Raw genomic sequence first — 12,710 nt, 5'->3', positions numbered from 1 at the left:
ATACTCTTATTATAGTGTATGAATTCTTTTTTAAAAACCTATCAAAACGAACTTATAAATTCTTTAATAGTCTTTGGAATTTTCTTTATTGTGCAATTTATTGTTAGATTAATTTTAAGGAGAATAGGAAAATCTAAGTTAAAGAATATAGGACGAATTAAACTTATTGGTCGCTATGTTACAGTAACATTTTTAATGATAGCCTTACTTGTTGAAGCTTTTGTTTTAGGTGTAAATATTGAAGATTTAGTGGTTGTATTTTCGTCTGTCTTTGCTATTCTTGGTATTACTTTATTTGCCAATTGGTCTATTTTAAGCAATGTTACTTCTGGAATAGTAATGTTCTTCTCTTTTCCATATAAAATAGGAGATAAAATACAAATCCATGATAAAGAACTAGAGATAACTGCTGTTATTGAAGATATACGATCTTTTCAATTACACTTAAGAAAAGAAAATGGAGACCTTGTAACTTACCCCAATAATTTACTACTTCAAAAAGCAGTGACATTATTAGAAAAAAATGCTGTTTTATAATTCAAACAGAGTTAAACATTACGTTAAAGAAAACCTAAAATCCAATATTAGAAAAGTGATTGTTTATATTTGAAAATCATTCAAATTGAAAACAAAACAATGCGAAAAATAATTGCTACACTCCTACTTACTATACTAATCGCTAACATAAGTAATGCGCAACAGCCACAAAAACTAAACGCTTCTGAAATTCACGATGCAATAAAAAAACTCAATTTTTTAGGTTCTGTTTTATATGTTGCTGCGCATCCAGATGATGAAAACACAAGGTTAATCTCTTATATGTCTAACCATGTTAAAGCCAGAACTGCTTATCTATCTTTAACTCGTGGTGATGGAGGACAAAACTTAATTGGTCCAGAAATTAGAGAATTATTAGGCGTTATAAGAACACAAGAATTATTAGCTGCTAGAAGAACCGATGGCGGACAACAACGCTTTACAAGAGCTAACGATTTTGGATACTCTAAGCATCCAGACGAAACATTAGCAATTTGGAATAAAGATGAAGTATTAAGTGATGTTGTATTAGCCATAAGAGAATTTAAACCAGATATTATAATAAACCGTTTTAATCATAGAAATCCAGGAAGCACTCATGGACATCATACTAGTTCTGCGATGTTAAGCTTGGAGGCTTTTGATTTAGCAAACGACAAATCTGCTTATCCAGAGCAAATAAAAAAATATGGTACATGGCAACCAAAACGTGAGTTTTTTAATACTTCTTGGTGGTTTTATGGTAGTAGAGAAAAGTTCAAAAAAGCAGATAAATCTAAGCTTTTAAATTTTGACATTGGTGTATATTACCCATCAAAAGGCCTATCTAACAATGAAGTAGCCTCATTAGCTAGTAGTAAGCACTTATGCCAAGGCTTTGGTAGGTTAACGCAACGCGGTTCTCAAACAGAATATGTAGAACTTATAAAAGGAGATTTACCTAAAGACAAATCAAATATTTTTGATGGTATTGATACCAGTTGGAATAGAGTGAAAAATGGAAATTTTGTATATAATATTCTAAATAAAGTAGAAACAGATTTCAATTTTCAAAATCCAGCAGCTCATATTAATGATTTAATGACTGCTCGAGAATTAATTAAAAAAATTGACAATAATCATTGGAAAACGATTAAAACTGAAGAAATAGATAACATTATTCAAGCCTGTGCTGGTTTATATCTTGAAGCGTCTTCAAACACACCAACTTCAAGCCCAGGTCAAAGTATAGATGTTAACCTTGAAGTTTTAAATAGAAGCACGGCTAATATAGAGTTAGTCTCTTATAATATTTCAACTAATAAAACTGCAACACTAAAAACTCAATCTTTAAAAGCAAATGAAAAGTTTAATTTTAAAGAAACGGTTAGCCTTTCAACAAATGCAAAACCAACAACACCTTATTGGTTAGATAAAAAGGGAAGTTTAGGAATGTATACTGTAGAAGATAAAAGTTTAATTGGTAAGCCTGAAACACCAAGAGCACTAACAGTTATTTTCAACTTAAAGGTAAATAACAAGCCTTTAACTATAACAAAAGATATCGTTTACAGATATTCTAAACCAGACAAAGGTGAGCTATACAGACCTTTTGAAATTATACCAGAAGCTTCTGCTAAAATTGCTGAAAAAGTAATTATTTTCGAAAATGACCAGCAAAAAGAAATTCCAGTAATTGTAAAAGCTGGTAGAGATAATGTAGAAGGCTATATAGAAATGGAGTACCCTAAAGATTGGAGTGTTTTTCCTAAAAAGCAAAAAATAAATATTGCCAATAAAGGACAAGAGCAAACTATAGTTTTTACTGTTATTCCTCCAAAGAACCAAAGTGAAGGTTTATTAAAACCCAGAGTTATTATTGGAGATAAAACCTATACAAAAGAACTTATAGAAATTAACTACGAGCATATTCCGTTTCAAACAGTATTATTACCAAGCGAAAGTAAAATTGTACGTTTAGATATTAAAAAGAAAGGCGAAAACATTGCTTATATTGTAGGTGCTGGAGATGTTGTTCCTGAAAGCTTAGAGCAAATTGGTTATAATGTAGTTATTATTAAACCAGAAGACATTACTGCTCAAAGATTAAGTCAGTTTGATGCAGTAGTTGTAGGAATTCGTGCATATAATACAGTAGAGGCATTAAAATTTAAACAGCAAACACTATTCGATTTTGTTGAGAATGGTGGTAATATGATTGTGCAATACAATACAAGTCATAGAGTAAAAGTTGATAATGTCGCACCATACAAATTAAAGTTGTCTAGAGATCGTGTTACAGATGAATTTGCTGAAGTAAAAATTCTAGAACCAAACCATGAATTAATGAATGTGCCTAACAAGATAACAGCTAAAGACTTTGAAGGTTGGACTCAAGAGCGTGGTTTATATTTCCCTAACGAATGGGCTAAAGAATTTACTCCACTATTAGCAATGAACGATAAAGGAGAATCTTCTAAAAAAGGAAGTCTATTAGTTGCAAAACATGGTAAAGGTCATTATATCTATACTGGTTTAAGTTTCTTTAGAGAATTTCCAGCTGGTGTATCTGGAGCTTATCGCCTATTTGCAAATATGCTATCTATAGGAAAAGAAAATATAACTACTAACCAAGAAATAAAAAACTAAATGGAACAATCTAAATACAAGTGGAAATCACTTTATACAGCTGTTTTAGTAGCTAACGCGCTTTATATAATAATCTTTTACTTCATTACGAAAGCCTTTTAACTATGCAAACATTAGATTGGATTGTTCTTATAGGAACACTTTTAACCATAGTAGTATATGGTACATTACAAACACGTGGTAGTAAAAATGTAGAAGACTATTTAAAAGGAGGTAGTACTTCAAAATGGTGGACAATTGGCTTATCTGTAATGGCTACACAAGCCAGTGCAATAACATTTCTGTCTACTCCAGGACAAGCCTTTAATGATGGAATGGGCTTTGTTCAATTCTACTTTGGTTTACCTATTGCTATGGTGGTTATTTGTATGGTATTTATTCCTTTATATCACCGTTTAAAAGTATACACAGCTTATGAGTTTTTGGAAAGTCGTTTCGATTTAAAAACCAGAACTTTAACAGCTATTTTATTCTTAATTCAACGTGGATTGGCTGCAGGAATTACCATTTTTGCCCCTGCTATAATATTATCTGCGGTATTAGGCTGGAATCTATTATTGTTGAATGTAATTATTGGAATTTTAGTTATTATTTATACTGTTTCTGGAGGAACGAAAGCTGTAAACGTAACTCAAAAACACCAAATGGTTGTCATTTTCACAGGAATGGTTATTGCTTTTATTTTAATATTAAATCAATTACCTGATGATATTACTTTTTCAAAAGCAGTTGATATTGCTGGTGCAAGTGGTAAAATGGAAGTTTTAGATTTCTCTTTCGATTTAAATAACCGCTATACAATTTGGACTGGTTTAATTGGTGGTACCTTTTTAATGCTATCTTATTTTGGTACAGATCAAAGTCAAGTGCAGCGTTACTTATCTGGCAAATCTGTAAAGGAAATGCAATTAGGTTTAATTTTTAATGGATTATTAAAAGTACCTATGCAATTCTTTATTCTATTTGTAGGTGTAATGGTGTTTGTATTTTATCAATTTAATCAAGCACCAATAAATTTTAATCCTACTGCAACAGAAGTGGTTTTAAATTCTGAGTATGCAGATGAATATAAGGCTATTCAGAAAAAAAACGAAGCCTTATTTGCTGTTAAGAAAAAAGCAATTAACGATTATGTTTCTTCTAATGCAACTAATGATGCAGCTTCTATCGCTAAATTAAATACTGAAAATGAAGTTTTAAGACAGCAAGCCAAAGCGCTTATTGAAAAAGCTGGAGATGCACAAGATCTAAAAGTAGAAAGCAATGATAAAGATTATGTATTTATAAACTTCATTCTTAACAACTTACCAAAAGGTCTAATAGGTTTATTACTAGCTGTTATTTTAAGTGCAGCAATGTCAAGTACATCTAGTGAGTTAAATGCTTTAGCTAGTACAACAACAATCGACTTATACAAGCGCAATACTAGCGAAAAAAGCGAAGCAGATATGGTAAAAGCATCACGTTGGTTTACTCTAGCTTGGGGAATTGTTGCTATTGGAGTCGCCTGTGTCGCGAATCTCGCAGAGAATTTAATACAACTAGTTAATATTATAGGTTCTGTATTTTATGGTAATGTATTAGGTATATTCTTATTAGCATTCTTCTTCAAATTTGTAAAATCTAACGCTGTTTTTACTGCAGCTTTAATTACGCAAGTGATTGTAATAACGCTATTTTTATTAGACAAATACGAACTAATTAATCTACCGTTTTTATGGTTAAATTTTGTTGGTTGCGCCATTGTAATTGCTATAGCGTGTTTGTTACAAGCAGCTAATAAGCAAGCTGGTGTTGTTGAGTAATTAGTAGTGTAATGAAAAAAATAAGGTTATCAATAATATTAAGTTTAATATGGAGTGAAGGTCTATTGTTAGAAAAAAAAGAATAACACCATCAAATAATATTTATTATAAGCATTCATTAAAAAATGAGTGCTTTTTTTATCTTTATAATTCAACCAATACTAAATATTATGAAACTAGGCGCATTTTCAGCAAGTCTTGCTGTAAAAGATATTAAGGCATCGAAAGCATTTTACGAAACCTTAGGTTTTTCTGTTTTTGCTGGACAATTAGAAAACAATTATCTCATCATGAAAAATGGCAATGCACTTATTGGCTTATTTCAAGGCATGTTTGAAAATAATATACTAACATTTAATCCTGGTTGGGATGAAAATGCCAAAACATTAGATAATTTTGATGATGTAAGAACCATACAAAAACATTTAAAAGCGAATAATATCAAACTAGAAACAGAAGCAGATGAATCAACTTCTGGACCAGCAAGTTTTGTTGTTCTAGATCCAGACGGCAATGCCATATTAGTAGACCAACACGTATAAATAAGTGAAATTTAAATCAATTCGCGTGATTTGAAAAAGCCCCTTATAAAATAAAAAAGCGCAATCTCTCGATCGCGCTTTTTAATATCTAAGAAAACAATATTACATTGCTCCCCATTCTTTTAAAGACTCTTTGTTCATTTTCACGTAATCAGCATTGTTTGCTTTTTCAGCACCAGCTAAAGACGCTTTAGCAGCTTTAATAGCTCCTTTTTTGTTTCCAGCTTTTGCATGGATTAAAGATTGTTGACGTAAATACCAGAAACGAGGTTCAGCTTTAGTCATCTCTACAGCTTTATCTATCCATTTAACAGCTTCTTTAATATCTCCATTAGACTCTAAGTTATAACGTGCAGCAGAAAAATAATCTCCAGCAGCTGGTCCATTCATTACTTTAGAGATACTAGCTTCTACTTTTTTAGCAGTAGGAACACTAATTTTTACAGCAGTATAAACATCTTCCCAAATCATACCTAACATTGCAGAATCATTTGTTAAATCGTCAAAAGTCATAGTAAATGTTTCAACTTTCATAGGCATTTTCATTACCTCAGTAGTTACTTTAGCAGCTACTTTAGATTCATCCCATTCTCTTGGCGTTCCCCAGTTATCTGTATTAGAATAAAAAACAACCTCCCAAGACGTAGCATTTGGTGTTATAAAAATAGCATAATCTCCAGCTTTTAGTTCTTTACCTCCAATTGTTACTGCATCACTAAAAGAAATCATAGTATTCTTATTAGCTCCAGCTCTCCATAATTTTCCGTATGGCACTAAATCTCCAAAGATAGTACGACCTCTCATTCCTGGTCTAGAATATTCTAAAGTAACGTCTGTTAAACCAACTTTCTGTTCTATTTTAGAAAACGGACTTGGCTGTGGCGTTTCTATTTGTGCGTTTATAGTAAATGACACCGCAAGTACTAAAACAATAGTTAATAATTTTTTCATAATTTTTTCAATGTATTAGTTATAAATCAAGCTCAAATTTACGAATATCCAAAAGCTAATCTTGTTAACAAAACCTTAAATTAAACCTATTTCACTTGTAAGGCATTTTTATTAATCGTAACATTGCGATAAACAAATAATATGGGATTAGTAAAAACCGAAATGTTTACAAATACACAAAACAGCATTGCTTTATATGCAAAAGCTTTTGGACATCCTGCACGAGTAGCAATTATTCAACATTTATTTAAAATTAAAGCCTGTGTTTGTGGGGATTTAGTTAACGAAATTGGTTTAGCACAACCTACAATATCACAACATTTAAAAGAACTAAAAGCCTTAGGCTTAATTAAAGGCACTGTTGAAGGTACAAGTGTATGTTACTGTATAGATAAAGACAACTGGACAAACATGAAAGCCTTATTAGGTGCTTTTTTAAATGAAGACATTATAAACGACAGTGATTGCTGTTAGAAAATAAAAAAAATATGACACTTATAGAAGTAAAACAACATTTAGAGCAATTAGATTCAATAACATTTACACTTCCAAATGGCAACTTAGTTCCTAATCATTTTCATGTAACAGAGATTGGAAAAATCTCTAAAACCTTTATTGATTGTGGTGGTACTTTAAGACAAGAAAAGAAAGTGAATTTTCAATTATGGAATGCTAATGATTATGACCACAGATTGCATCCAGAAAAATTATTAAAAATTATAGAATTATCTGAAGATACATTAAATCTGGAAAACTTAGAAATAGAAGTAGAATATCAAGGCGAATATACCATTGAGAAATTTGGAATGGACTACCAAAATGGCACTTTCTTATTAACATCTTTAGTAACAGATTGCTTAGCAAAAGATAAATGCGGTATTCCTACGAAACCTAAAGTTAAACTCTCAAATATACAAGATCAAGCCTGTTGTACTCCAGAATCTGGTTGTTGTTAAAACAAGTCATGCGCAAACTAAAAATATCAAAAAATGATAAAACCTGAAGTAAAAATGACCTTTAAAACTATACAGGAACATATAAATTCTCTAGATGTTTCATTAATTACTAAAGAAAGAAAAGCAACATTAGAACCTCTTATTAGCTACATCACAGAGAAATATAATAGTAATGCTGCTATTCAATTAAATTTTATTTGCACACATAATTCCCGTAGAAGTCATTTGTCTCAACTATGGGCACAAGTAATGGCTTTTTACTTTTCGGTAGAAAATGTAACTTGTTATTCTGGAGGCACAGAAGCCACTGCATTGTTTCCCAAAGTTGCAGAAACATTAAAAAACTGTGGATTTGAGATAGAAACTTTGTCATCTGAAAAGAATCCAATTTATAGTATTAAATTTAGTACTAATACACATCCAGTTATTGGTTTTTCTAAAACATATGATGCAAATTTTAATCCGTCTTCTAACTTTGCTGCTATAATGACCTGTTCAAGTGCAGATAAAGGTTGCCCATTTATTTCTGGAGCAGAAAAAAGAATTCCTATTACTTATGAAGATCCAAAATTGTTTGATAATACACCTCAACAAAATGAAAAATATTTAGAGCGTTCAAATCAAATTGCCACAGAAATGAAATACGTATTTAATCAAGTAAAAAATAACTAATGAAAAAGTATTACGCCGAAGCTATAGGAACATTTGCAATGATATTTTGTGGTACTGGTGCTATGACTATAAACGAAATTACAAACGGAAGTATATCTCATGTAGGAGTTGCTGCAGTTTGGGGTTTAATTGTTATGGCTATGATTTATGCTTTTGGAGATATTTCTGGAGCTCATTTTAATCCAGCTGTCTCTATTGGTTTTGCCTTCGCAAAAAAGTTTTCTTGGAAAGAAGTACCAAAATATGCATTTGCTCAATTAATTGGAGCCGTTTTTGCAAGTGGCTTATTATGCTTTCTATTTCCAGAGAGTCTATTTCTTGGAGAGACAACACCTGCTACTGGTTTTCCTCCATATAAAGCAGCTATTTTAGAATTTATACTCACTTTCTTTTTAATGGTTGTTATTATAAATGTTTCTACTGGAAGTAAAGAAATTGGAACTATGGCAGCAATTGCTGTTGGTGGCGTTATTCTATTAGAAGCCATGTTTGCTGGCCCAATGACTAAAGCTTCTATGAATCCTATTCGTTCTATTGCTCCTGCTCTATTTACAGGTAATTTTCAATACTTATGGCTATATATTACTGCTCCAATATTAGGTGCTTTAGCTGCTGTATCTTCTTGTAAATTAGTAAAAGATAGTAATTGCTGTGATGATGATTGTTAGTTTCTATTAATTAAAATCTATTGTAAACTCTTGTTAATTTTTGTTTAACTAATACGATTAATCGTTAAACATTTCGTATCTTTATGCTATTAAACTACTTACAATGGCAAAAAAGAAAAACCTCAATAAAAATGACATTATTTCATTTTATATGGACTATGTCTTAGAGCATAACGAACAACCAAATTCTGTATACATATTTGCAAAACATAACAACTTTGAAGAGTCGAAATTCTATGAACATTTTGGGACTTTCGAAGCAGTAGAAAAGGGTATTTTTAAAGCTTTCTTCGACAATACAATAGTAGCACTTAGTAGTAGTAATGATTATGATAATTTTGAACCTAGAAACCAACTGCTAAGTTTTTATTTTACATTTTTCGAAAACTTAACGGCCAATAGAAGTTATGTTGTTTATGCCTTAGATAAGCACAAAAACAAAATAAAATCTTTAGCATTACTTTCAGAACTAAAGTCATCTTTTACACATTATATTTCAGAGTTAGGCATTGAAATGATAGATGTTAAACATGAAGACTTAGAAAAAATTCAAAACAGAAGTTTAAAAGAATCTGCCTGGTTACAATTATTAATTACAATCAAGTTTTGGCTAGATGATGTGTCTCCTAGCTTTGAGAAAACAGACATTTTTATAGAGAAATCTGTAAACACAAGTTTTGATGTTTTAAATGTTGCCCCAATAAAAAGCTTAATAGACTTAGGGAAATTCATTTTCAAAGAAAAAATGCAGATGAATTAATTTAAAACTAGAACTATTGAAAACTATAGATAAAATACCTACATCCAAAATACAACGTGCTTCAAAACTAGTGCAAACTGGTGCTAAAGTAGGTGTTAATTATATTAAATATTACGGAGATAAATTAACAAAGACTGAAGACGAAGCCAAGGCACGTTTAAATGAAAACAATGCAGAAGATATTTACGATGGCCTAAAAAGACTCAAAGGTAGCGCCTTAAAAGTAGCGCAAATGCTTAGCATGGAAAAAAGTATTTTACCTCGCGCTTATGTAGAAAAGTTCTCTTTAGCTCAATTTTCTGTTCCGCCATTATCTGCGCCATTAGTTATAAAAACATTTAAAAAATACTTTGGTAAATTACCAACAGAGATTTACGATGTATTCAATTCTACATCTGTTAATGCAGCTAGTATTGGTCAAGTACATTTAGCAGAAAAGGATGGCAAAAAATTAGCTGTAAAAATTCAATACCCTGGAGTAGCACAAAGCATATCTAGTGATTTAGCTATGGTAAAGCCAATTGCTATAAAAATGTTTAATATAAAAGGAAAGGATAGCGATAAATACTTTAAAGAAGTTGAAGATAAATTGGTCGAAGAAACTAATTATCTTTTAGAAGTTGAACAAAGTAAAGCTATTGTAGAAGCATGTAAACATATACCAAATTTAAAATTTCCAAACTATTACGAGGCATTATCATCTGAAAGAATAATTACTATGGATTGGATGGAAGGTGAACACCTTTCAGAATTTACTGCACATAATACAGATCAAGAAAAGGCTAATAAAATAGGACAAGCACTTTGGGATTTCTACATGTACCAAATGCATGTTTTAAAGAAAGTACATGCAGATCCACACCCAGGTAATTTTTTAATCTCTAAATCTGCAAATTTAATAGCATTAGATTTTGGATGCATGAAGGCAGTACCTCAAGAGTTTTATGTTCCATATTTTGAATTGGCAAAACCAGAAGTAATAAACAATCCAAAAGAGTTTGCGCAGAAAATGTATGAATTGGAGATTTTACGAGAAGATGATTCTCAAGAGGAATTAGATTTCTTTTCAGATATGTTTTTCGATATGCTTAGTTTATTTACTAAACCATTTCATAATGAAACATTTGACTTTTCCGATGGAGAATTCTTTCAACAAATTACAGATCTTGGAGAACGCTATAGCAAAAGTACAGAATTACGCAAAATGAATGGAAATCGTGGATCTAAACATTTTATATATATCAATAGAACATTCTTTGGTTTATATAATTTAATGTTCGATTTAAAATCTCAAAACATAAAAATTAACAATTTTAATACATTATAAATAAGATTATTAATATAAAAATCATTCAAAAAACGCATTAAATCATAGAGAAATGTAGATTATCGAAAAATTTTATCGATTAAAGACCATTAATTTGGTAAAAATTGCTTTATTTGGCAATTGAGTATCCATCTAACCTGATGCTTTTCGAAAAAAACACCTTGTTTTATTCAAATTTATAGGCTTAATTTACCTTAAAAATTAGTAAAACTTTTGTGATATTTATTTCTTCTGGCAAGGTTATTGGTCTATCAAACTTAAACAGTATTGTACAATATTTCGCAAAACGGCCTCAAGTACAAGAATGTTTAATAAATCAAATAGCAAACGAATTAAAAACAATTCTACTAACAGAACGTGTTGTTGTAAAATAAATGCTCAGCATTTATCTATTTCTTTCAAATAGATTAAACAATTACAACTTCTTATTATGGAAACGTGTTTAATAAGCAAGCTAAAATAAATGAATTACAGAATTACATAAAAGATTAAAAATGGACATGTTAAAACGAGCACTAGAATTTGAACAAGAAGGAACCTCTTTTAAGACTACAAACGAACGTATTGTAGCTTCTAGAAAGGCTAAAGAGATGATTCTAGGCTTAAACGAAATTTATAAAGAAACAAAAGACCCAGAATTAATGGACGTTATGAAACGTCTTACTGTTATTAAACAAAAAATTGAAAAGCGATTAAAAGGTCGCCCATCATCATAATATAAACCTCTTGGTTAACTATTTTATCTATTTTATTTATTTTATTTATTCATTAAATTAATAATAAATATTGTAGTAAGAAAAAATATACTTTATAGAAACAAAACCTGGCAAATTTCGACAATTTGACAGGTTTTTTTATTAATAAACATTAGTATATTTAAATATTAAATAACAACTAAAGAAGACAATGTCAAGTATAGATAATCATTCATCTTTATATAGTATTAAAATTAATTCTATAAATGGTATACCAGTAAACTTTATAGAATTTAAAGGAAAAAAAATACTCTTTGTAAATGTAGCATCAAAATGTGGTTTTACTCCTCAATATAAAGCACTTCAAAAATTAAGTGACACTTATAAAGAATCTCTTGTTGTTATTGGCGTTCCATGTAATCAATTTGGAAAGCAAGAACCTGGAAAAGCTTCAGAAATAGAAAGTTTTTGCAAAGTGAACTATGGTGTTACTTTTTTAATCTCAGAAAAAATTGATGTTAAAGGAGGAGATATTCATCCGCTTTATCAATGGCTAACACAAAAAGTAAAGAATGGTTCTAAAAACTCTTCTGTAAAATGGAATTTTCAAAAATATTTAGTTAACGAAAATGGAGAATTAATAGATTATTTTTATTCTATAACAAAGCCTTTAAGTAAAAAAATCATTAAACATTTATGAAATTAACAACTCGAATTATTATCTTTTTAATTATCAATTTTGGAGGCTTAGCCTATGGCAGTTGGTTAATGAATAATGGTCCACAAACAGAATGGTATATAGCATTAAACAAAGCACCTTGGACACCTCCAGGTTGGGTTTTCGGGGTTACTTGGACTATTATAATGATTTGCTTTTCAATATATTTGGCCCATTTATTTTTAAATTCAGATTCTCTAAAATTAAGATTAGCTTTTATATTTCAAGTCTTTTTAAATGTAATTTGGAATTATGTGTTTTTTAATCTACACATGATAACCATAGGATTAGTTGTTATTGGAGCATTAACTATTGTGATATTTACATTTTTCATTAGTAATAAGAAAACTATGAAATCTAAAAGTTATCTACTGTTACCATATATGACTTGGTTAATTATAGCAACTTCATTAAATGCCTATATATTATTAAACAACTAAGAAAATAATGC

The 12,710-nt window shown here is 30.2% G+C and carries 15 protein-coding genes; 14 read left to right on the top strand and 1 reads right to left on the bottom strand.

Annotation, left to right across the window (positions count from 1 at the left end; all coding sequences use genetic code 11):
• Positions 1-18: 18 nt before the first annotated feature.
• The 4 genes from Q0997_RS16730 (at position 19) to Q0997_RS16715 (ending at position 5,512) form a co-directional block, all read left to right on the top strand.
• Positions 19-537, top strand: a complete 519-nt coding sequence (locus Q0997_RS16730) for a mechanosensitive ion channel domain-containing protein (RefSeq protein ID WP_299890859.1) — start codon at positions 19-21, stop codon at positions 535-537.
• Between the two features lie 99 nt (positions 538-636).
• The gene (locus Q0997_RS16725) at positions 637-3,165 is read left to right on the top strand and encodes a PIG-L family deacetylase (RefSeq protein ID WP_299890858.1); all 2,529 of its coding nucleotides are present in this window, start codon (positions 637-639) and stop codon (positions 3,163-3,165) included.
• Between the two features lie 104 nt (positions 3,166-3,269).
• Positions 3,270-4,970, top strand: a complete 1,701-nt coding sequence (locus Q0997_RS16720; RefSeq protein ID WP_299890856.1) for a sodium:solute symporter — start codon at positions 3,270-3,272, stop codon at positions 4,968-4,970.
• Positions 4,971-5,140: 170 nt separating this feature from the next.
• The gene (locus Q0997_RS16715; protein WP_299890854.1) at positions 5,141-5,512 is read left to right on the top strand and encodes a VOC family protein; all 372 of its coding nucleotides are present in this window, start codon (positions 5,141-5,143) and stop codon (positions 5,510-5,512) included.
• 102 nt (positions 5,513-5,614) lie between these two features.
• Here the strand turns inward: Q0997_RS16715 and Q0997_RS16710 are convergent, their stop codons facing one another.
• Positions 5,615-6,463, bottom strand: coding sequence for a DUF2911 domain-containing protein (locus Q0997_RS16710; protein ID WP_299890852.1), 849 nt, complete (start codon positions 6,461-6,463; stop codon positions 5,615-5,617).
• A gap of 141 nt (positions 6,464-6,604) precedes the next feature.
• Between Q0997_RS16710 and Q0997_RS16705 the strand changes: the two genes are divergently transcribed.
• The 10 genes from Q0997_RS16705 to Q0997_RS16660 all read left to right on the top strand — a co-directional run bounded on the left by Q0997_RS16705 (position 6,605) and on the right by Q0997_RS16660 (position 12,699).
• The gene (locus tag Q0997_RS16705) at positions 6,605-6,937 is read left to right on the top strand and encodes a helix-turn-helix transcriptional regulator (protein WP_299890851.1); all 333 of its coding nucleotides are present in this window, start codon (positions 6,605-6,607) and stop codon (positions 6,935-6,937) included.
• A gap of 14 nt (positions 6,938-6,951) precedes the next feature.
• Positions 6,952-7,419: a DUF6428 family protein gene (locus tag Q0997_RS16700; RefSeq protein WP_299890849.1), complete on the top strand. Its 468-nt coding sequence runs from the start codon at positions 6,952-6,954 to the stop codon at positions 7,417-7,419.
• Between the two features lie 33 nt (positions 7,420-7,452).
• Positions 7,453-8,091: a protein-tyrosine-phosphatase gene (locus Q0997_RS16695; RefSeq protein WP_299890848.1), complete on the top strand. Its 639-nt coding sequence runs from the start codon at positions 7,453-7,455 to the stop codon at positions 8,089-8,091.
• Positions 8,091-8,759 carry an MIP/aquaporin family protein gene (locus Q0997_RS16690; RefSeq protein WP_299890846.1) on the top strand — a complete coding sequence of 223 codons (669 nt, stop codon included), beginning with the start codon at positions 8,091-8,093 and terminating at the stop codon, positions 8,757-8,759. Before Q0997_RS16695 ends, Q0997_RS16690 begins: the two co-directional genes overlap by 1 nt.
• A gap of 103 nt (positions 8,760-8,862) precedes the next feature.
• Positions 8,863-9,519: a TetR family transcriptional regulator C-terminal domain-containing protein gene (locus Q0997_RS16685; RefSeq protein WP_299890844.1), complete on the top strand. Its 657-nt coding sequence runs from the start codon at positions 8,863-8,865 to the stop codon at positions 9,517-9,519.
• Between the two features lie 16 nt (positions 9,520-9,535).
• The gene (locus Q0997_RS16680; RefSeq protein ID WP_299890842.1) at positions 9,536-10,846 is read left to right on the top strand and encodes an AarF/UbiB family protein; all 1,311 of its coding nucleotides are present in this window, start codon (positions 9,536-9,538) and stop codon (positions 10,844-10,846) included.
• Between the two features lie 215 nt (positions 10,847-11,061).
• Positions 11,062-11,220, top strand: coding sequence for a GTP cyclohydrolase I (locus Q0997_RS16675; protein ID WP_299890840.1), 159 nt, complete (start codon positions 11,062-11,064; stop codon positions 11,218-11,220).
• Between the two features lie 120 nt (positions 11,221-11,340).
• Positions 11,341-11,562, top strand: a complete 222-nt coding sequence (locus Q0997_RS16670; RefSeq protein ID WP_299890839.1) for a hypothetical protein — start codon at positions 11,341-11,343, stop codon at positions 11,560-11,562.
• A 190-nt stretch (positions 11,563-11,752) separates the two neighbouring features.
• Positions 11,753-12,241, top strand: coding sequence for a glutathione peroxidase (locus tag Q0997_RS16665; protein ID WP_299890837.1), 489 nt, complete (start codon positions 11,753-11,755; stop codon positions 12,239-12,241).
• Positions 12,238-12,699 carry a TspO/MBR family protein gene (locus Q0997_RS16660; protein WP_299890835.1) on the top strand — a complete coding sequence of 154 codons (462 nt, stop codon included), beginning with the start codon at positions 12,238-12,240 and terminating at the stop codon, positions 12,697-12,699. Before Q0997_RS16665 ends, Q0997_RS16660 begins: the two co-directional genes overlap by 4 nt.
• The last annotated feature ends 11 nt before the right edge of the window (positions 12,700-12,710 follow it).

Origin of the sequence: uncultured Lacinutrix sp. (assembly GCF_947500325.1) — a bacterium.
Classification (GTDB): Bacteria; Bacteroidota; Bacteroidia; order Flavobacteriales; family Flavobacteriaceae; genus Lacinutrix.
This window is presented reverse-complemented; position numbering and strand designations above follow the sequence as displayed.

Coding starts and splice junctions, on each gene's coding strand:
- Q0997_RS16670 (WP_299890839.1), top strand. CDS start 11,341: ATGGACATGTTAAAACGAGCACTAGAATTTGAACAAGAAGGAACCTCT.
- Q0997_RS16705 (WP_299890851.1), top strand. CDS start 6,605: ATGGGATTAGTAAAAACCGAAATGTTTACAAATACACAAAACAGCATT.
- Q0997_RS16715 (WP_299890854.1), top strand. CDS start 5,141: ATGAAACTAGGCGCATTTTCAGCAAGTCTTGCTGTAAAAGATATTAAG.
- Q0997_RS16665 (WP_299890837.1), top strand. CDS start 11,753: ATGTCAAGTATAGATAATCATTCATCTTTATATAGTATTAAAATTAAT.
- Q0997_RS16725 (WP_299890858.1), top strand. CDS start 637: ATGCGAAAAATAATTGCTACACTCCTACTTACTATACTAATCGCTAAC.
- Q0997_RS16690 (WP_299890846.1), top strand. CDS start 8,091: ATGAAAAAGTATTACGCCGAAGCTATAGGAACATTTGCAATGATATTT.
- Q0997_RS16695 (WP_299890848.1), top strand. CDS start 7,453: ATGATAAAACCTGAAGTAAAAATGACCTTTAAAACTATACAGGAACAT.
- Q0997_RS16685 (WP_299890844.1), top strand. CDS start 8,863: ATGGCAAAAAAGAAAAACCTCAATAAAAATGACATTATTTCATTTTAT.
- Q0997_RS16720 (WP_299890856.1), top strand. CDS start 3,270: ATGCAAACATTAGATTGGATTGTTCTTATAGGAACACTTTTAACCATA.
- Q0997_RS16660 (WP_299890835.1), top strand. CDS start 12,238: ATGAAATTAACAACTCGAATTATTATCTTTTTAATTATCAATTTTGGA.
- Q0997_RS16730 (WP_299890859.1), top strand. CDS start 19: ATGAATTCTTTTTTAAAAACCTATCAAAACGAACTTATAAATTCTTTA.
- Q0997_RS16700 (WP_299890849.1), top strand. CDS start 6,952: ATGACACTTATAGAAGTAAAACAACATTTAGAGCAATTAGATTCAATA.
- Q0997_RS16710 (WP_299890852.1), bottom strand. CDS start 6,463: ATGAAAAAATTATTAACTATTGTTTTAGTACTTGCGGTGTCATTTACT.